Annotated in this window: 17 protein-coding genes; 6 read left to right on the forward strand and 11 right to left on the reverse strand. The window is 66.8% G+C overall.

Annotated elements, in window-relative coordinates:
* Positions 1-75: 75 nt before the first annotated feature.
* Positions 76-402, reverse strand: a complete 327-nt coding sequence (gene trxA / locus D3880_RS21370; protein WP_119895418.1) for a thioredoxin TrxA — start codon at positions 400-402, stop codon at positions 76-78.
* A 344-nt stretch (positions 403-746) separates the two neighbouring features.
* Here trxA and ppx point away from each other — a divergent pair, with 344 nt between their 5' ends.
* Positions 747-2,249 (forward strand): exopolyphosphatase, encoded by a 1,503-nt coding sequence (gene ppx / locus D3880_RS21375; protein WP_119895806.1) that lies wholly within the window; start codon positions 747-749, stop codon positions 2,247-2,249.
* Here ppx and ppk1 read toward each other — a convergent pair.
* Entirely contained in the window at positions 2,236-4,479 is a 2,244-nt protein-coding gene (gene ppk1, locus D3880_RS21380; RefSeq protein WP_119895419.1) for a polyphosphate kinase 1, read from the reverse strand. The two genes, ppx and ppk1, sit on opposite strands and share 14 nt — an antisense overlap.
* A 20-nt stretch (positions 4,480-4,499) precedes the next feature.
* Positions 4,500-5,513: a porphobilinogen synthase gene (gene hemB / locus D3880_RS21385; RefSeq protein ID WP_119895420.1), complete on the reverse strand. Its 1,014-nt coding sequence runs from the start codon at positions 5,511-5,513 to the stop codon at positions 4,500-4,502.
* Positions 5,514-5,734: 221 nt separating this feature from the next.
* Between hemB and D3880_RS21390 the strand changes: the two genes are divergently transcribed.
* Complete coding sequence (locus D3880_RS21390; RefSeq protein ID WP_119895421.1) at positions 5,735-6,307, forward strand: DedA family protein; 573 nt, start codon at positions 5,735-5,737, stop codon at positions 6,305-6,307.
* Here D3880_RS21390 and D3880_RS21395 read toward each other — a convergent pair.
* On the reverse strand, positions 6,290-7,525 hold the full coding sequence (locus D3880_RS21395) for a sterol desaturase family protein (RefSeq protein WP_119895422.1): 1,236 nt from the start codon (positions 7,523-7,525) through the stop codon (positions 6,290-6,292). The genes D3880_RS21390 and D3880_RS21395 overlap by 18 nt on opposite strands.
* Positions 7,526-7,734: 209 nt before the next feature.
* Between D3880_RS21395 and elbB the strand changes: the two genes are divergently transcribed.
* Positions 7,735-8,397, forward strand: coding sequence for an isoprenoid biosynthesis glyoxalase ElbB (elbB, locus tag D3880_RS21400; RefSeq protein WP_119895423.1), 663 nt, complete (start codon positions 7,735-7,737; stop codon positions 8,395-8,397).
* A 138-nt stretch (positions 8,398-8,535) separates the two neighbouring features.
* Positions 8,536-9,006 carry a thioesterase family protein gene (locus D3880_RS21405; RefSeq protein WP_119895424.1) on the forward strand — a complete coding sequence of 157 codons (471 nt, stop codon included), beginning with the start codon at positions 8,536-8,538 and terminating at the stop codon, positions 9,004-9,006.
* Positions 9,007-9,094: 88 nt separating this feature from the next.
* Here D3880_RS21405 and D3880_RS21410 read toward each other — a convergent pair whose 3' ends face one another.
* The 6 genes from D3880_RS21410 to D3880_RS21435 all read right to left on the reverse strand — a co-directional run bounded on the left by D3880_RS21410 (position 9,095) and on the right by D3880_RS21435 (position 15,817).
* The gene (locus D3880_RS21410) at positions 9,095-9,547 is read right to left on the reverse strand and encodes a YaiI/YqxD family protein (RefSeq protein WP_119895425.1); all 453 of its coding nucleotides are present in this window, start codon (positions 9,545-9,547) and stop codon (positions 9,095-9,097) included.
* A gap of 138 nt (positions 9,548-9,685) precedes the next feature.
* Positions 9,686-11,581 carry an FTR1 family protein gene (locus tag D3880_RS21415; protein WP_119895426.1) on the reverse strand — a complete coding sequence of 632 codons (1,896 nt, stop codon included), beginning with the start codon at positions 11,579-11,581 and terminating at the stop codon, positions 9,686-9,688.
* A 255-nt stretch (positions 11,582-11,836) separates the two neighbouring features.
* Positions 11,837-12,466: a homoserine/homoserine lactone efflux protein gene (rhtB, locus tag D3880_RS21420; RefSeq protein ID WP_119895427.1), complete on the reverse strand. Its 630-nt coding sequence runs from the start codon at positions 12,464-12,466 to the stop codon at positions 11,837-11,839.
* Positions 12,467-12,542: 76 nt separating this feature from the next.
* On the reverse strand, positions 12,543-13,310 hold the full coding sequence (locus D3880_RS21425; protein ID WP_119895428.1) for a TerC family protein: 768 nt from the start codon (positions 13,308-13,310) through the stop codon (positions 12,543-12,545).
* A gap of 21 nt (positions 13,311-13,331) precedes the next feature.
* Positions 13,332-13,907 (reverse strand): mechanosensitive ion channel family protein, encoded by a 576-nt coding sequence (locus D3880_RS21430; protein ID WP_119895429.1) that lies wholly within the window; start codon positions 13,905-13,907, stop codon positions 13,332-13,334.
* Positions 13,907-15,817, reverse strand: coding sequence for an ATP-binding cassette domain-containing protein (locus D3880_RS21435; protein ID WP_119895430.1), 1,911 nt, complete (start codon positions 15,815-15,817; stop codon positions 13,907-13,909). Before D3880_RS21435 ends, D3880_RS21430 begins: the two co-directional genes overlap by 1 nt.
* 50 nt (positions 15,818-15,867) lie before the next feature.
* Between D3880_RS21435 and D3880_RS21440 the strand changes: the two genes are divergently transcribed.
* Positions 15,868-16,332 (forward strand): TIGR02444 family protein, encoded by a 465-nt coding sequence (locus tag D3880_RS21440; RefSeq protein WP_119895431.1) that lies wholly within the window; start codon positions 15,868-15,870, stop codon positions 16,330-16,332.
* A gap of 1 nt (position 16,333) precedes the next feature.
* On the opposite strand, the gene D3880_RS21445 is transcribed toward D3880_RS21440, so the two are convergent.
* Complete coding sequence (locus D3880_RS21445) at positions 16,334-17,341, reverse strand: AlgP family protein (protein WP_119895432.1); 1,008 nt, start codon at positions 17,339-17,341, stop codon at positions 16,334-16,336.
* 128 nt (positions 17,342-17,469) lie between these two features.
* Between D3880_RS21445 and D3880_RS21450 the strand changes: the two genes are divergently transcribed.
* Positions 17,470-18,114 carry an FKBP-type peptidyl-prolyl cis-trans isomerase gene (locus D3880_RS21450; protein WP_119895433.1) on the forward strand — a complete coding sequence of 215 codons (645 nt, stop codon included), beginning with the start codon at positions 17,470-17,472 and terminating at the stop codon, positions 18,112-18,114.
* Positions 18,115-18,121 lie beyond the last annotated feature (7 nt).

Genomic DNA, 18,121 nt, shown 5'->3' on the forward strand with positions numbered 1-18,121 from the left:
CCACCGCCCTGGCGGAAACGTCTAGTGCCGTGGCAGAAAAAAGCCCTGCATCTGGCAGGGCTTTTACACGGCGGCTTAGATGTTGCTGTCGAGGAAAGCGGCCAGCTGCGATTTGGACAAGGCGCCGACCTTGGTGGCCTCGACGTTGCCGTTCTTGAACAGCATCAGGGTCGGGATGCCACGCACGCCGTATTTCGGCGGGGTGTCCTGGTTTTCGTCGATGTTCAGCTTGCAGACTTTCAGTTTGCCTTGATAGGTCTGGGCGATCTCGTCCAGTACCGGGGCGATCATCTTGCACGGGCCGCACCACTCCGCCCAATAGTCGACCAGCACCGGGCCATCCGCCTGGAGCACGTCTTGGTCGAAGCTGGCGTCGCTGACGTTGGTGATGAATTCGCTCATGGAAAATCTCCGTGGTCGGAAGCAAAAAGTGGCCGCCATCATAGCCCGGCTTGGCCAAGGCCGAAAGCCGCAGCCGATTGAGCTTCGCTATGGCCTGGTGCAGGAAAGCTGATCGTGCGCGGCTTGCAAGGCCGCGCTCGCCGGTGCAACACGCCTGTCACAGGCAGCCCGGCAAAATCGCAAGCGAGGCACGATATTGCTCGCCACCGCCCCGCCCGACAAGCCCTAGCCCACCGCCCATGGCCAGACCTGCGCTGCTGATTGGCACCCCCGCGTCGCGCTTCGCGTTGGCGTTGCTGGCCTATCATGGCACGATGTCGCGGATCCGCCTCGAGACCCTGACCATGCCGCAAAGCCCAGTGAAGAACTTCTCCCTGATCGCCGCCATCGATCTCGGCTCGAACAGCTTCCATATCGTCCTGGCCAAGGCCGATCATGGCGAGATCCGCATTCTTGAGCGGCTCGGCGAGAAGGTCCAACTGGCCGCCGGAATCGACGAGCAGCGCCTGCTGAGCGAAGAGGCGATGCAACGCGGCGTCGATTGCCTGCGCCGCTTCGCCCAGCTGACCAACGGTCTGCCGCCCGGCGCGGTGCGCGTGGTCGGCACCAACGCGCTGCGTGAGGCGCGCAACCGCAGCGAGTTCATTCGCCGCGCCGAGGACGTGCTCGGCCATCCGGTGGAAGTGATTTCCGGCCGCGAGGAAGCGCGCCTGATTCACCTCGGCGTTTCCCACACCCTCGCCGACACCCCCGGCAAGCGCCTGATCGTCGATATCGGCGGCGGCAGCACCGAGTTCATCATCGGCCAGCGCTTCGAGCCGCTGCTGCGCGAGAGCCTGCAGATGGGCTGCGTGAGCTACACCCAGCGCTACTTTCGCGACGGCAAGATCACCCCGGCCCGCTACGCCCAGGCCTATACCGCCGCGCGCCTGGAGCTGATGGGCATCGAGCAGGGCCTGCGCCGCCTCGGCTGGCAGGAAGCGGTCGGCGCCTCCGGCACCATCCGCGCCGTCGGCCTGGCCAGCAAGGGCGGCGGCCAGGGCAATGGCGAGCTCAGCCCGGAAGGCATCGCCTGGCTGAAGCGCAAGCTGTTCAAGCTCGGCGAAGTGGACAAGCTCGAGCTCGACGGCATCAAACCGGATCGCCGGGCGATCTTCCCCGCCGGCCTGGCGATCATCGAAGCAATTTTCGATGCGCTCGAACTCAAGCGCATGGAGCACTCCGAAGGCGCCCTGCGCGAAGGCGTGCTGTATGACCTGCTCGGCCGCCACCACCACGAGGACGTCCGCGAGCGCACCCTCAGCGCGCTGATGGAGCGTTACCACGCCGACCTGGAACAGGCCGCGCGGGTCGAGGCCAAGGCCTTGCAGGCACTGGAGAAAGTCGCCGACGCCTGGCAGTTGGATGATGAGTGGCACGGCGAGCTGTTGAGCTGGGCGGCCCGCGTCCATGAGATCGGCCAGGACATCGCCCACTATCACTACCACAAGCACGGCGCCTATCTGATCGAACATTCCGACCTGGCCGGCTTCTCGCGCCAGGACCAGCTGATGCTGGCGCTGCTGGTGCGCGGCCATCGGCGCAACATCCCACAGGAGCGCTTCGCCGAGTTCGGTGACGAAGGCGTGCAGCTGATCCGCCTGTGCGTGCTGCTGCGCTTCGCCATCCTCTTCCACCACATCCGCGGCAGCCAGGAAATGCCTCAGGTGCAGCTGCACGCCGGCCCACGCAGCCTCGACGTGGTGTTTCCCGCGGGCTGGCTGCAGGCCAACCCACTGACCCAGGCCGACTTCGAGCAGGAAGCCGGCTGGCTGCAGCGGGTCGGCTTCGACCTCAGCGTGCGCTGAGCGGCGGCGGCGCGGTGAGCCTGTCGAACAGACTCTGCTGGGCGCTGCGCGGGTTCTGGTTGCCGCTCGGGCTGTTGCGCAGGTAACGACCGTCCGGCTGGAGCTGCCAGCTCTGGGTGTTGTCGCTGAGGTAGCTCTCCAGCTCCTTCTTCACCCGCAGGATCAATTTGCGCCCCTCCACCGGGAAGCAGGTCTCGACGCGCTTGTCGAGGTTGCGCTCCATCCAGTCGGCGCTGGACAGGTACAGCTGTTCGTCGCCGGCGTTATGGAAGTAATAGATCCGCGTGTGTTCGAGGAAGCGGCCGATGATCGAGCGCACCTGAATGTTGTGCGACACCCCCGGCACGCCCGGGCGCAGGCAGCACATGCCGCGCACCACCAGATCGATCCTCACCCCGGCCTGGCTGGCCTTGTACAGCGCGCGGATGATCTTCGGATCGGTCAGCGAATTGAACTTGGCCATGATGTGCGCCGGCTTGCCCTCGCTGGCGTGCTGGGTCTCGCGGGCGATCAGGTCGAGCATGCCCTTCTTCAGGGTGAAGGGCGCGTGCAGCAGCTTCTTCATGCGCAAGGTCTTGCCCATGCCGATCAGCTGACTGAACAGCTTGGACACGTCCTCGCCGAGCGCCACGTCGGCGGTCAGCAGGCTGTAGTCTGTGTACAGGCGGGCGTTGCCGGCGTGGTAGTTGCCGGTGCCGAGGTGCGCATAGCGGCGCAGCTCGCCATTCTCGCGACGCAGGATGAGGATCATCTTGGCGTGGGTCTTGAAACCGACCACGCCGTAGATCACCACCGCGCCGGCGGCCTGCAGGCGGCTGGCCAGCTGCAGGTTGGACTCCTCGTCGAAGCGCGCGCGCAGCTCGATCACCGCGGTGACTTCCTTGCCGTTGCGCGCGGCCTCGACCAGCGAATCGACGATTTCCGAGTTGGCCCCGGCGCGGTACAGGGTCTGCTTGATCGCCAGGACGTTGGGGTCCTTGGCGGCCTGGCGCAGCAGGTCGACCACCGGGGTGAAGGACTCGAACGGGTGCAGCAGCAGCACGTCCTGCTTGCCGATCACGTTGAAGATGTTCTCGCTGTTCTGCAGCAGCTTGGGGATCACCGGGGTGAACGGCTTGTATTGCAGCTCCGGATGGCTGTCGAGGCCGGTGATGCTGAACAGGCGGGTCAGGTTGACCGGGCCGTTGACCCGGTACAGCTCGGTGTCGCTCAAGTTGAACTGCTTGAGCAGGTAGTCGGACAGGTGCGCCGGGCAGGTGTCGACCACCTCCAGGCGCACGCCGTCGCCGTAGCGGCGCGAGAACAGCTCGCCGCGCAGGGCGCGGGCCAGGTCCTCGACGTCCTCGGTGTCCACCGACAGGTCGGCGTTGCGGGTCAGGCGGAACTGGTAGCAGCCCTTGACCTTCATGCCGGGGAACAGGTCGTCGGCGTGGGCGTGGATCATCGACGAGAGGAACACGAAGTTGTCGCCGCCGCCGCCGATTTCCTCGGGCACGCGGATGATCCGCGGCAGCAAGCGCGGCGCCGGGATGATCGCCAGACCGGAGTCGCGGCCGAAGGCATCGATGCCTTCCAGCTCGACGATGAAGTTCAGGCTCTTGTTCACCAGCAAGGGAAACGGGTGGGTCGGGTCGAGGCCGATGGGGGTGATGATCGGCGCGATCTCGTCGCGGAAATAGCGGCGCACCCAGGCCTTGAGCTTGGTCGTCCAGAAGCGCCGGCGGATGAAGTTGATCTGGTGCTTGGCCAGCGCCGGGAACAGCACGTCATTGAGGATGGCGTACTGGCGGCCGACCTGCGCGTGCACCAGCTCGCTGATCCGCGCCAGCGCCTGGTGCGGCTGCAGGCCGTCGGCGCCGGCCTGTTCGCGGGCGAAGGTGATCTGCTTCTTCAGCCCGGCGACGCGGATCTCGAAGAACTCGTCGAGGTTGCTGGAGAAGATCAGCAGGAACTTCAGCCGCTCCAGCAGCGGATAGGACTCGTCCAGCGCCTGTTCCAGCACGCGGATATTGAATTTCAGCTGCGACAGCTCGCGGTGGATGTACAGGCTGCTGTCGTCCAGGCCCGGCACCGGCGCCGCGGCGAGCGGCTCGGGGACGGCGAGCGGGCTATCGAGTGCGGCCGCGGGCAGCGGCTCGGGCTCAAGCTCGGCGGGCGGCGCCTCGACCAGGGGATCGGCCAGGGGCTGGGCCTTGAGCAATTCAGTATCGGTGAGTCCTGCGCTATTCATTGAATCCTTCCGGGGGCGTTCTACTGCCCCTGTTGTAACAGTTCTGCCGCGCGGGCGGCGAAATAGGTGAGGATGCCATCGGCGCCGGCCCGTTTGAAGGCGGTCAGCGATTCGAGAATCACCGCCTCGGACAGCCAGCCGTTCTGGATCGCCGCCATGTGCATGGCGTACTCACCGCTGACTTGATAGACAAAGGTCGGCACGCGGAATTCCACTTTCACCCGCTGGAGGATGTCGAGGTAGGGCATGCCCGGTTTGACCATGACCATGTCGGCGCCTTCGGCGAGGTCGGCGGCGACTTCGTGCAGCGCCTCGTCGCTGTTGGCCGGGTCCATCTGGTAACTGGCCTTGTTGCCCTTGCCGAGGTTGGCCTTTGATCCGACCGCGTCGCGGAACGGCCCGTAATAGGCGCTGGCGTACTTGGCCGAGTAGGCCATGATGCGCACGTTGGTGTGCTCGGCCAGCTCCAGCGCCTCGCGGATCGCCTGAATGCGGCCGTCCATCATGTCCGACGGTGCCACCACCTGGGCGCCGGCGGCGGCATGCGACAGCGCCTGCTTGACCAGGGCGTCGACGGTGATGTCGTTCTTCACGTAACCGGCTTCATCGAGGATGCCGTCCTGGCCATGGGTGGTGAACGGGTCGAGCGCCACGTCGGCGATCACCCCCAGCTCGGGGAAGCGTGCGCGCAGGGCGCGGATCGCGCGCTGGGCGATGCCGTCCGGGTTCCAAGCCTCGGCGCCGTCCAGCGACTTCTTCTCCAGCGGCGTCACCGGGAACAGCGCCAGCGCCGGAATCCCCAGGGCCACCCAACCCTCGGCCTCCTGCAGCAGCAGGTCGATGGACAAGCGCTCGACACCCGGCATCGACGGCACCGCCTCGCGACGGTTGTCGCCATCGAGGACGAACACCGGCAGGATCAGGTCGTCGACGCTCAGCCGGTTCTCGCGCACCAGGCGGCGGGAAAAGTCGTCGCGGCGGTTGCGGCGCAGGCGGGTGGCGGGGAACAGGCGATTGGCGGGGGTAAAGCTCACGGCAAACTCCAGAGCCCGCACGAACGGGCGAGTGTGACAGTTATAGGCGGCCATTATGACCAAAGTATGAAGCCCGCGCCGCCGGTGCGACCGGAGGCCGCAGCCGAGCGGCGCACCGGCGCTGGGGCGCGTGTCCATTCACGCCAAGCGCCATCGCCGCGCTTTGCCGGAACGCCCCCGGCAGGTTAGGCTGCGCCTTCATTCCGCTTCGCGCGCAGACGATGCTTCAAAACTTCCTTCAGGATTTCGGCTACTTCGCCCTGTTTCTCGGCACTTTTTTCGAGGGCGAAACCATTCTGGTACTGGCCGGCTTCCTCGCGTTCCGCGGCTATCTGGACATCAACGCGGTGATCGCCACCGCGTTCTTCGGCAGCTACGCCGGCGACCAGTTGTGGTACTACCTCGGCCGCCACAAGGGCCGCCAGATCCTCGACCGCCGGCCGCGCTGGCATGCGCTCGGCGAGCGCGCGCTGAAGCACATCCGTCGCCATCCGGATTTGTGGGTGCTGGTTTTCCGCTTCGTCTACGGCCTGCGCACGGTGATGCCGGTGGCCATCGGCCTGTCCGGCTACCCGCCGCTGCGCTACCTGATCCTCAACGGCATCGGCGCGCTGATCTGGGCGGTGGCGCTGGGCCTGGCCGCCTTCCACTTCGGCACCGTGCTGGAAGGCTACCTCGGCAACGTCAAACGCTATGAGCTGTGGGTGCTCGGCGGCCTGCTGGCGCTCGGCGCCCTCCTCTGGCTGCGCCGCCGGCTGAAGATGCCGCGCAACGGTTCAAACGGCGACGACTGACTTGCCGAGACGCGGCAGATACAGGGCCAGCCCACTGACCAGGCTGTAGGCGGCCAGCAGCCCCCAGGCCAGGCCCTCTGCCGACAAGAGCCCGAGCTGCTGTGCCAGCCACAGGCACGGCAGGTTCAGCGCCAGCCGCGCCCCTTCCAGCCACAGTGCCCAGGGGCGGTTCTCCAGCCAGGTCCCGAGCACGTAGAGGCCGCCAGCCATCCAGCCCCAGCCGAGCAGCAGCGCGGCCAGCGGAGCCTGCGCCCCGACCGCCAGCAAATAGCTGCCACCGACCACGTAGAGGGCGAACTGCAGGGCGACATAGCGCTTTTGCCCACGGCTCAGCGGCACCTCGAATTTGACGAAGCTGGCCAGGTCCGGCTTGGCCTGCGGATACTTCGCCGCCACATCGGCCGGTCGCCAGCCGGTGCGCATGAACCAGATGCGCAGCTTGTCCCACCACGCCTCGGCCCGCACCGCGTCGCGCCACAGCATTGTGTAGAACTGCAGGTTGGCCCACAGCGGGTTCCAGCTGGCCAGCGGCGTGGTCACGCCGAAGATCACCGGCTCCTCGTCCAGTTCCTCCTGAAAGCTGCCGAACAGGCGGTCCCAGACGATGAATACGCCGCCGTAGTTGCGATCCATGTACAGCGGATTCTGCGCATGGTGGACGCGGTGGTTGGACGGCGTGATGAACAGCCACTCCAGCCAGCCAAGCTTCGGCACATGGCGGGTATGCACCCAGAACTGGTAGAGCAGATTCAGCGCGCTGACGCTGAGGAACACCAGCGGCGGCACCCCGACCAGCGCCATCGGCAGGTAGAAGATCCAGCCGAACAGGAAGCCGGTGCTGGTCTGCCGCAGGGCGGTGGAGAGGTTGTACTCCTCGCTCTGGTGATGCACCGAATGCGCGGCCCAGAGCACGTTGCGCTCATGACCGAGGCGGTGATTCCAGTAGTAGCAGAAGTCGTAGAAGACGAAGGCCAGCAGCCACACCCAGAGGTTGTCGGCGGCCAGCTCGAACTGCCCCCACTGCTGCCAGGCGAAGCTGTAGGTGAGCAGACCGAGGGCCTTGGTCAACAGGCCGCTGGTGGTCGACAGCACGCCGGCGCTGAGGCTGTTGATGGCATCGGCGAGCCGATAGGTGCTGATCCCGCGCCAGCGATCGGCGAGCAACTCGAGGCCGATCAGCAGGAAGAAAAAGGGTACCGCGAAGAGGATGTAGTTCATGGTTCACCGAATGCGTCGCCCCCGGCCGTGGTCCGGGATCATCAGCGCCGATGCTACTCCTGCCCCTCCCCCACCCCATGGGCGGCGAACGCCAGCCCGGGCGGCATTTGGCGACAGCGCCGCGGCCCACGCATTTGCACGACTGGCCCAACACCTGCGGGCCGCGGCATGGAATAATCGGCGTATTCCACCCTCGGGAAGCGTCCTCCATGCATAAAAAAGTTGCGGTAATCCTCTCCGGCTGCGGCGTCTTCGACGGCGCCGAACTCCACGAAAGCGTGATCGCCCTGCTGCGTCTCGACCAGCGTGGCGCCCAGGTGCAGTGCTTCGCGCCGAACATCGCCCAGCTGCATGTGATCAACCACCTGACCGGCGAAGAAATGCCGGAAACCCGCAACGTGCTGGTGGAGTCGGCGCGCATCGCCCGCGGCAACATCAAGGATGTGCGCGAAGCCAAGGCCGAGGATTTCGATGCGCTGATCGTGCCCGGCGGCTTCGGCGCGGCGAAGAACCTCTCCGACTTCGCCATCAATGGTGCCAACTGCAGCGTGCAGCCGGACGTGCTGGCCCTGGCCCAAGCCTTCGCCGCCGCCGGTAAGCCGGTCGGCCTGATCTGCATCGCCCCGGCGCTGGCCGCGCGCATCTATGGCGAAGGGGTGATCTGCACCATCGGCAACGACGAAGGCACCGCCGCCGCCCTCGAGCAGATGGGCGCCAGCCACGAGGAATGCGTGGTCAGCGAGGTGGTCGAGGACGCCCAGCGCAAACTGGTGACCACTCCGGCCTATATGCTGGCGCAGTCGATCGGCGAAGCCGCGGCCGGCATCAACAAGCTGGTCGACCGCGTACTGGAACTGGCCAGCCACGCCTAAGGCGAGCCCGCGTGGCCAGGGCAGCGTCCTGGCCACAGGCCGATCACGCCATTCCACGCGGCACTCGCGCCGCGTCTCTGGTCAAACCGGCGCCACTGCGGCAGCGTGAAGCCTCATTCCGCCAGTGCCGCGACCACCATGACCGAACAACCCTTCCAGCTCACCGCCGAACTGCAGCAGGCGGTCAGCAGTTTCTTCCAGCGCATCCCGTTCAACCAGGTACTGGGCATCCAGATCGGCGAACTAACGATGGAGCAGGTGACCCTGCACCTGCCGATGAAACCCGAGCTGATCGGCAACTTCATCCACGGCATCCTGCATGGTGGGGTGATTTCCTCGCTGCTGGATGTCTGCGGCGGCGCCATGGCGCTGATCGGCGCGTTCGCCAACCACCAGCACCTGCCGGTCGCCGAGCGCATGGCGCGACTGTCCAAACTCGGCACCATCGACCTGCGCATCGATTACCTGCGCCCCGGGCGCGGCCAGCACTTCACCGCCACGGCGCAGCTGCTGCGCTCCGGCAACAAGGTCGCGGTGGTACGCATGGAACTGCACAGCGACGACGGCACCCTGGTGGCGGTGGGCACCGGCACCTATCTGTGTGGCTGAGGCGAGCGACTGTGTAGGGTGGAAAACCGCGCAGCGTTTTCCACTCGCGAAGCGGTGGAGGTGAAAAGCGACATCCACTCCTAGGGGCTTACTGCTTGGCCAGGCGGGTGAGGATGCGGTCGAGGGCATTGGCGAAGGCCTGCTTCTCGCGTTCGCCGTAGGGCGCCTGGCCGCCGCCGGCCTGGCCCTGCTCGCGCAGGTCGGTGAACAGGTTGCGCACCGCCAGGCGCTCGCCCATGTTGCCCTCGTCGAACTCGCGGCCGCGCGGGTCGAGGGCCGCCACGCCCTTCTTGATCAAGCGGTCGGCCAAGGGCACATCGCTGCAGATCACCAGCTCGCCGGGCGCGGCGTGCTCGACCAGATAGTCGTCGGCCGCGTCCGGACCGCTCGGCACCACGATCAGCCGCACGCAGGCGAAGGCCGGCTTGATCTGCGCCTGCCCGGCCACCAGCACCACCTCGAAACGGCGCCTGAGGGCAAACTTGACCAACTGATCCTTGGCCGCCTTGGGGCAGGCGTCGGCATCGATCCATACACGCATGGGGGCAATCTTCCGGCTGAATGTGGCGATTGTAGGTTGGGTTGAGGAGCGCAGCGACGAAGCCCAGCGAGCGGCGCCTATCACAGCATCGCAGCTGTCCGGCTCCGTCCGTTGGGCTTCGCTGCGCTCAGCACCAACCTACGCGGCGGCAGCGCGCTTGCGCTCGGCCAACTTGCTGCGTCCGTAGAGCAGGATCACCGCCAGCAGTGCCACCGCCTGCGCACTCAACGAGTAGGCATCGGCGTGGATGCCCAGCCAGTCGAAGTCGAAGAACGCCAGCGGATGGGTGCCGAACACTCCGGCCTCCTGCAACGCCTTGACCCCGTGGCCGGCGAACACCACCGACAACCCACAGAGCAGCGCGGCGTTGATGCTGAAGAACAGCGCCAGCGGCAAGCGCGCCGAGCCGCGCAGGATCACCCAGGCCAAGCCGATCAGCAGCACCAGGGCCACGCCGGCGCCGGCGAGCACCGCGCCATGGCCGGCCGGGCCGGCCTGCAGCCAGAGGGTTTCATAGAACAGGATGACCTCGAACAGCTCGCGGTAGACCGCGAAGAACGCCAGCGCGGCGAAGCCGAAGCGGCCGCCGCCACCGACCAGGCTGCTCTTGATGTAGTCCTGCCAGGCCGCCGCATGCCGGCGGTCGTGCATCCACACCCCCAACCACAACACCATGACGCTGGCGAATAGCGCCGTGCAGCCTTCCATCAGCTCGCGCTGGGCGCCACCGACCTCGATGAAGAACGCCGCCAGCGCCCAAGTGGCGAAGCCGGCGAACAACGCCAGGCCCCAGCCGAGGTGCACGCTGCGCGCCGCGGTCTGCTGACCGGTGTTGCGCAGGAAGGCGAGAATCGCCGCCAGCACCAGGATCGCCTCCAACCCTTCGCGCAGGAGGATCAACAGGCTGGAAACGAAGCTCAGCGACTGGCTCAGACCGTTGCCGCCGAGCAGGCCGGCGGCGGCGCGCAGCTTGCCCTTGGCGACTTCCAGCAGTTGCGCCGCCTGCGCCACCGGCAGGCCATCCTGCACGGCTTGGCGGTAGACCATCAGGGCCTTCTCGCTGTCCTGGCGCAGGCTGGCGTCGAGGTTATCGAGCGAGCTTTCGACCAGCTCGAAGCCTTCCAGATAGGCGGCCACCGAGAGGTCGTAGGCCTGCTCGCCGTCACCGGTGCGATAGGCCGCGAGACTCTTGTCCAGGGTGCTGGCGGTGTAGTCCAGCAGCTGCTGCGGGCCGCGCTGCACTTGCGGCGGCTGCGCGCGTTGGGCGCGAAACGCGGCGACGGCCTCCGGGGCCTGGCTGGCGGCGAGCTCCGCCGGGGTCTGCCGGGCCAGTTCGGCGAGGTCGAAGCGCGGGCCCTGGGCGGCGGCCGGGCCGGCGCTGAAGCTGGCGATATAGGCGGCCAGGTCCCAGCGCTGGCGCTCGTCGAGCTGGTCGGCGAAGGCCGGCATATCGCTGCCGTCGATGCCCAGGCCGAGGGTGTTGAACAGGTCGTACAGGCTCAGTTGGTCCAGTCGCGCCGAATCGCGCAAATCGCCCGGCGCCGGCTGCATGCCGATTGCCGCCGGACCGTCGCCGGCCCCGCTGTCACCGTGGCAGACCGCACAATGCTGGGCGTACAAGGGTGCGCCACGACTGGGGTCGGGGGTGATCAATGGCGCCTGGCTGACCTCATAGGCTGCCGCCAGCTGCGCCGCCAGCTGGCGTGCCTGGCGTGCCACGCCGGCGCCCTCCTGACGCTGTTTGACCGCCGCTTGCAGGCTGACGACGCCCTGCTCCAGGGCGGCCCGTTCGGCGTGCGCTGGCAGCGCGACGATCAGGCCCTGCAGGGTGGCGAGGGCCTCCAGCTGCTGGCGGTACTCGCCGTCGTGCTGCACCTGGCCGGCGGCCACCGTGGCCGGATAGTCGGCGCCCAGGTAGTCGAGTAGATGCAGGGCTTGCGCCGCGCCGGCCAGCGGCTCGGCGCGCAGCGACAGGCTAGCCAGCGCCAGCCAAGACAGCAGCAGACAGGAAAGGAAACGCGAGGAAAAGTGCATGAGAAAACGCAAATGAGAATGAAAGAGGGTTAATTCTTACCTTCCTAACGATTTCATGCAACACGCTGAAACAATTTGCCGCGCCCTGCCGCCGAGTTACGACCCGCTGGCTCAGAGCCTGTTCACGATCTCGCGAGCTAGAGCCAGACAAGGCGAAATCGGGCGAAGGCGCGCAGTTTACGAGTTGTAAATGAAGCAGCCTGAGCCCGACTTCAACGCCGTATGGCCGACGCGCAGCAGATCGTGAATAGGCTCTCAGGCCGCGGCTCGGCGGATCGTCGCCAACAGCGCGGCGGCGCCGACGAACAGGCCGGCGAAGGTGCGGTTGAGCAGGCGTTGCTGACGCGGCGAGCGCAGCGCGCGCAGGACCCGCGCGGCCAGGCCGGTGTAGCCGGCCATGACGATCAGGTCGACGCTGATCATGGTCACGCCCATCAACAGGTATTGCGGCAGCAGCGGTGCCTGCGGATCGAGGAACTGCGGCAGCACGGCGAGCATGAAGACGATCGCCTTGGGGTTGCTGATGTTGACCAGGAAGCCGCGCAGCACCAGGGTCAGCGGCCGGCCGATCGGCCGCGGGCCGTCGGCGTGCAGATCGCTAGGCAGCGCCCGCCACTGCTGCACCGCCAGGTAGAGCAGATAGGCGACGCCGAACCACTTGATCAGGCTGAAGGCCATCGCCGAGGCGGCGAGCAGCGCGCCGACCCCGGCGGCGACGATGACGATCTGCAGCGCCAGGCCCAGCTGCAGGCCGAGGGCGTTCCAGTAACCGCGCCAGAAGCCGTATTGCAGGCCGCAGGACATCGAGGCGATGGCGCCGGCGCCCGGCGACAGGCTGATCACCCAACAGGCGACGAAGAAAGCGAGCCAGGTGTGCAGGGCCATGGCGGATACCTCGAAAACAAAAAGGGGCAGGCCGCCTAGCCTACCCCTTGTGTCTAACCCAGCCCAGCGTCGCCGGTCAGTCCGGCGAGCCCTTGCGCAGCTTCACCGGCTCGACCTCGGCCTCGTGACGGCTCTTGGCCAGGGCCGCGCGCAGGCGGATGTTGATCGCCTCCACCGCCAGCGAGAAGGCCATGGCGAAGTAGACGTAGCCCTTCGGCACATGCACCTCGAAGGCCTCGGCGATCAGCACGGTGCCGACCACGATGAGGAACGACAGGGCGAGCATCTTCAGCGACGGGTGCTTGTCGATGAAGGCGCTGATGGTGCCGGCGGCGAGCATCATCACGACGACCGAGATGACGATCGCGGCGACCATCACCGGCACGTTCTGCACCAGGCCGACGGCGGTGATCACCGAGTCGAGGGAGAAGACGATGTCGATGATGGCGATCTGGATGATGATGCCCATGAAGCCGGCCGCCTTGCCGCCGCTCTGCTGCGCCTCCTCGGCGCCTTCCAGGCTGTGCCAGATCTCCATGGTGCTCTTGAACAGCAGGAACAGGCCGCCGAAGAACAGGATCAGGTCGCGCCCGGAGACGCCGTGACCCAGGACGCTGAACAGGTCATTGGTCAGGCGCATCACCCAGGTGATCGACAGCAGCAGGAGAATCCGCGTGCCCATGGCCAGGGCCAGGCCGAAGAAGCGCGCCTTCGGTTGCTGGGCCACCGGCAGGCGGCCGACCAGAATCGAGATGAAGATGATGTTGTCGATGCCGAGGACGATTTCCAGGGCGGTCAGGGTTAAGAAAGCGACCCAAATCTGCGGATCAGCAAGCCATTCCATGTTGTTCAGCTCTCGTTGCTACTAGTGGGAGTTAGGGGTTGAAGCGGGGAAGTCGGCACCGCGCCAGCGGCGCACGGCCTTCTGGAAGAACAGGCTGTTGGGCACCTGGATCAGCGCGCCGAGGTTGTCGGCACTGACATCGCTCAAGGTGGTGTAGAACAGGTTGATGCTGACCACCCGGCCCTTGGGCCCGAGCTTGTCGCTGCTGTCGACCAGTTCGACCACATCGCCGAGGCGGAACGGCCCGAGGGCGAAGATCAGCACCGCACAGAACAGGTTGGAGAGCACGCTCCAGATCGCGAAGAAGGCTACCGCCGCCACCGCGGCGAAACCGGTCAGGGCGGTCCACAGTACTTCGGCGGAAACGCCGAGACGCTCCAGCACCAACATGAAGGCGCTGCCCATGATCAGCCAGCGCAGGCCGCCGCGCAGCGGCAACAGCAGCTCCTGCGGCAACTGCGGGTAATGCCCGCCGAGGCGGCTGATGCCGCGGGTGACCAGGCGCTGGACCAGCCAGGCCAGCAGCAGGATCAGCAGCACCTGGGCGGTGCGCAGCAGCGGCTCGCTCCAGGTGGTAAGCAATTGCAGCTCGGCCATTATTCCGCCGCCTCCAATTGCCGCTGCAGCTCTTCGAGGATCTCCAAGGCCGCCAGCCAGGCCTCTTCCAGCTCGGCTTCGCGGCTTTTCAGGCGGGCCTGCTCGGCCAACGCCTCGCGCAACTCGTCCTTGCGCGCCGCCTCATAGAGGCCGGCATCGCCGAGGCGGGCTTCCAGCGCGGCGAGTTTGGTGTGCACGCCGCCGAGCTCCTGCTCGAGCTTGTCGGCCGTGCGCTTGTGCGGCGCCAGCTGCTGCCGCAGGGCCGCGGCGGCCTGGCGTTGGGCGCGCTTGTCGGTCTTGTCCGCCGCCGGCGCACTATTGTTCGTCGGCTGCTGGCGGGCGCGGTAGTCCACCAGCCAGCGCGCATAGTCCTCGAGATCGCCCTCGAACGGCTGCACGCGGCCGTCGGCGACCAGCAGGAATTCGTCGGTGGTGCTCTTCAGCAGATGACGGTCGTGGGACACCACCAGCACCGCGCCGGAGAAGTCCTGTAGGGCCATGGTCAGGGCCAGGCGCATTTCCAGGTCGAGGTGGTTGGTCGGTTCGTCGAGCAGCAGCAGGTTCGGCTTGCCCCAGGCGATCAACGCCAGGGCCAGGCGCGCCTTCTCGCCGCCGGAGAAGTTCAGCACCGGCTCGTCGCAACGCGCGCCGCGGAAATCGAAGCCGCCGAGGAAGTCGCGCAGGGTCTGCTCGCGCTCGCCGGCGGCGATGCGTTGCAGGTGCAGCAGCGGGCTGGCCTGGTCATCCAGGGCATCGAGCTGATGCTGGGCGAAGTAGCCGATCACCAGGTTCTCGCCGCGCAGCAGGCGCCCGCCCAGCGGCTGCAGCTCGTCCGCGAGGGTCTTGATCAGGGTCGACTTGCCGGCGCCGTTGGGGCCGAGCAGGCCGATCCGCGCGCCGGGCACGAGGCTCAGCTTGACCTTGTCCAGCACGGTCTTGTCGCCGTAGCCGAGACGCGCCTCGGCCAGATCCAGCAGCGGGCTGGAGATCTTCTCGGCCTCGCGGAAGGCGAAATCGAACGGCGAATCGACGTGGGCCGGGGCCAGTTCTTCCAGACGCTCCAGCGCCTTGATGCGACTCTGCGCCTGGCGTGCCTTGGTCGCCTGCGCCTTGAAGCGGGCGATGAATTTCTCCATGTGCGCGCGCTGCGCCTGCTGCTTCTCGTAGGCCTGTTGTTGCTGCGCCAGGCGTTCGGCGCGGGCGCGCTCGAAGGCCGAATAGCCGCCGCGGTAAAGGGTCAGCTGGCGCTGCTCGAGATGGGCGACGTGGTCGACCACGGCATCGAGGAAATCGCGGTCGTGGGAAATCAGCAACAAGGTGCCGGGATAGCTCTTCAGCCACTCCTCGAGCCAGAGGATGGCGTCGAGATCCAGGTGGTTGGTCGGCTCGTCGAGCAACAGCAGATCCGACGGGCACATCAGCGCCTGCGCCAAATTCAGACGCATCCGCCAGCCGCCGGAGAAGTCGCCGACTCGGCGCTCGGTCTGCTCGTTGGCAAAGCCCAGACCGGCCAACAGCTTGCGCGCGCGGGCATCGGCGGTGTAACCGTCGGCGGCATCCAGCTCGTGGTGCAGATGGGCGATGGCGCTGCCGTCGTGGGCCGCTTCGGCGACGGCCAACTCGCGCTGCACCTGGCGCAGACGCTGGTCGCCGTCGAGGACATAATCGACCGCCAGACGCTCGAGGTCATCGACTTCCTGGCGCATGTGGGCGATGCGCCAATCGGCGGGCAGCTGGCAGTCGCCGGCGTCCGGGCCCAGCTCACCGCGCAGCAGGGCGAACAGGCTGGATTTGCCGGCGCCATTGGCACCGATGAGGCCGGCTTTCTGGCCGGCGTGCAGGGTCAGCTCGGCGTCTTCAAGCAGACGCTGCGGACCACGCTGTAGTGTGAGATTTTGCAGTCGGATCATAATGGCGGCGGAGTCTATCAGCTTCGCTGGCCCATCGCCCGGACCGTACCATGCCTTCTGACCTGTGGAGTTTTGCCATTCATTTCTACGCCCGCGCCGGCGTCGAAGCGGCCTGCCTGCAATTGCAGACGGCGGGGGCGGATGTCTGCCTGCTGCTCGCCGGCGCCTGGCTGACCCAGCGCGGCGTGGCCTGTAGCGACGAACGCCTGCAGCACTTGCGCAGCCTGGCCGAGCCCTGGCAACGCCAAGTGGTCACCCCGTTGCGCCAAGTACGCCAGGCCTGGCGGCCGCTGGCCGCGGCGGATGCCGGTCTGCACGGCTTGCGCGAGCAACTGAAGGCCCTCGAGCTGGCCGCCGAGCGGCAGTTATTGCTGAAGTTGGAGAGTAGCGCGCAGGACTGGCCGACCGGCGCAGACACCGAGGCATCCGCCTGGTTGGAATGCCTGGCCGGGCGGGCGGGAGAACTGCACCACGGCGCGCTGCAGGTGCTGCGCGCCGCGGTGGGGACGGGCTAGCTCAGGACGCGCTGCCCGGCGTTGCACCGGTGGTGCCGGCTACCGGAGCGACCGGGGCAGCGGCTGGCGCCGCGGGCGTCACCGGTGCGGCGGGTTTGGCCTGCGTCGCCACGCTGCTGGTCGGCTTGCTGACTGCAGGTTTGGCCAGCGGTTTTTTCGCAACGGGTTTCGCTGCAGGCTTAGCCGCTGCCGGCTTGGCGACGGCTTTGGCTGCAGGTTTCGCCGCGGTCGCTGGCTTCGCCGCAGGCTTGGCACGACTGGCCGTCGCCGGTTTGCTGGCTGGCTGGGCCGCAGGTTTTGCGACAGGTTTGCTGGCTGCTTTCGCCACCGGCTTGGCGGCGGGCTTGGCTGCTGCAGGTTTCGCTGCAGCGACTTTGGCGACGACGGGTTTCTTCGCCGCCGGCTTGGCAACTGGCTTGGCCGCGGGTTTTGCGGCTGCTTTTACGGCGGGCTTGGCAACGGGTTTCGCTGCTGCCTTGACGACCGGTTTCGCTGCGGGCTTGGCCACAGGTTTGCTGGCCGCTTTGGCAGGTGCTTTCGCCGCTACCGGCTTGGCTGCCGGTTTCTTCGCCGCCGGCTTGGCCGCTGCTGCAGGCTTCGCGCTGGCCGCACGGCTGCTCAGCGCCTTACCAACCGCTTCCTTGACCTTGCCGACACCCTGGGCGAGCTTCAGGCTTTCCTGGGCATCGCGCTTGAGCTGGACGATATAGCCGCGCGTCTCGGCCTGGCGGCTCTTGAGCTCGTCGAGCAGCTCTTCGAGCTCGGCCGCCGCCTCCTTGGCCTTGGCCTGCGCCTTGGCCTTGCCGGCCTTGGCCGCATCCTGCACTTTGCTACGCGCGTTGTGCAGTTTTTCCTGGGCCTTACCGCGCTGTTTCTCCAGCTTGGTCAGCAGCTTTTCAGCATCGACCAGGGCTTGCGAGCAAGCATTTTCCAAATGCTCGAGCAGGCTGCTCGAGAGTTGTTGCAGCAGATGTAAGGGGGTTGCGACGGGTTTCTTATTGGCCGGCATGGCTCGCCTCCTGGCGGACATTGGTGCGGCCCATACTAGACGGCGGATTCGCTGACCGCCAACTCCTGTGTTGGCGGTTGGCGGGCGACTGGCATAATCGCCCCCTCCTCCGCCCAGAGAAGCCTGTCATGTCGCGCCATTTTTTCCTCTGCTTTTGCCTGTTCGCACCCTTGCTGCACGCCAGCGAACAACAGCAGGATCTGGCCTACAGCCTGGGCGCGCGACTGGGCGAACGGCTGCAGCAGGAAGTCCCGGACTTACCGCTTGAGTCGCTGCTCGAGGGTTTGCGCCAGGCCTACCGCGGCGAGCCGCTGAGGCTGGAGGATCAGCGTATCGAACAACTGCTCGCCGAGCATGCGGCGCGCCTCGCTGCGGCACCGCCGAGTATGGATGCGGCCCATGCCGCCGAGCGCCGCTTCCTCGCCAACGAGAAAGCCAAAGCCGGTGTGCGCGAGCTGGCGGGCGGCGTGTTGCGCAGCGAGCTACAAGGCGGCCAGGGCAGCAAACCCGGACCGCACAGCAACGTGCAGGTGCGTTATGTGGGACGTCTGGCCGATGGCAGCGTGTTCGATGAAAGCAGCACGCCGCAGTGGTTCCGCCTCGACAGCGTGATCAGCGGCTGGCGCACGGCATTACAGGAAATGCCCAGCGGGGCGAAATGGCGCCTGGTGATTCCCTCCACCGAGGCCTATGGCGCCGAAGGTGTGGGCGATCTGATTCCGCCCTACGCACCGCTGGTGTTCGAACTGGAATTGCTCGGCGTCAGCAACTGAGCACCGC

Origin of the sequence: Pseudomonas cavernae (assembly GCF_003595175.1) — a bacterium.
Classification (GTDB): Bacteria; Pseudomonadota; Gammaproteobacteria; order Pseudomonadales; family Pseudomonadaceae; genus Aquipseudomonas; species Aquipseudomonas cavernae.

Bases quoted from the DNA above. Each gene is read 5' to 3' on its own strand.
- trxA (WP_119895418.1), bottom strand. From the start codon at position 402: ATGAGCGAATTCATCACCAACGTCAGCGACGCCAGCTTCGACCAAGAC.
- ppx (WP_119895806.1), top strand. From the start codon at position 747: ATGCCGCAAAGCCCAGTGAAGAACTTCTCCCTGATCGCCGCCATCGAT.
- ppk1 (WP_119895419.1), bottom strand. From the start codon at position 4,479: ATGAATAGCGCAGGACTCACCGATACTGAATTGCTCAAGGCCCAGCCC.
- D3880_RS21390 (WP_119895421.1), top strand. From the start codon at position 5,735: ATGCTTCAAAACTTCCTTCAGGATTTCGGCTACTTCGCCCTGTTTCTC.
- D3880_RS21395 (WP_119895422.1), bottom strand. From the start codon at position 7,525: ATGAACTACATCCTCTTCGCGGTACCCTTTTTCTTCCTGCTGATCGGC.
- elbB (WP_119895423.1), top strand. From the start codon at position 7,735: ATGCATAAAAAAGTTGCGGTAATCCTCTCCGGCTGCGGCGTCTTCGAC.
- D3880_RS21405 (WP_119895424.1), top strand. From the start codon at position 8,536: ATGACCGAACAACCCTTCCAGCTCACCGCCGAACTGCAGCAGGCGGTC.
- D3880_RS21410 (WP_119895425.1), bottom strand. From the start codon at position 9,547: ATGCGTGTATGGATCGATGCCGACGCCTGCCCCAAGGCGGCCAAGGAT.
- D3880_RS21415 (WP_119895426.1), bottom strand. From the start codon at position 11,581: ATGCACTTTTCCTCGCGTTTCCTTTCCTGTCTGCTGCTGTCTTGGCTG.
- rhtB (WP_119895427.1), bottom strand. From the start codon at position 12,466: ATGGCCCTGCACACCTGGCTCGCTTTCTTCGTCGCCTGTTGGGTGATC.
- D3880_RS21425 (WP_119895428.1), bottom strand. From the start codon at position 13,310: ATGGAATGGCTTGCTGATCCGCAGATTTGGGTCGCTTTCTTAACCCTG.
- D3880_RS21430 (WP_119895429.1), bottom strand. From the start codon at position 13,907: ATGGCCGAGCTGCAATTGCTTACCACCTGGAGCGAGCCGCTGCTGCGC.
- D3880_RS21435 (WP_119895430.1), bottom strand. From the start codon at position 15,817: ATGATCCGACTGCAAAATCTCACACTACAGCGTGGTCCGCAGCGTCTG.
- D3880_RS21440 (WP_119895431.1), top strand. From the start codon at position 15,868: ATGCCTTCTGACCTGTGGAGTTTTGCCATTCATTTCTACGCCCGCGCC.
- D3880_RS21445 (WP_119895432.1), bottom strand. From the start codon at position 17,341: ATGCCGGCCAATAAGAAACCCGTCGCAACCCCCTTACATCTGCTGCAA.
- D3880_RS21450 (WP_119895433.1), top strand. From the start codon at position 17,470: ATGTCGCGCCATTTTTTCCTCTGCTTTTGCCTGTTCGCACCCTTGCTG.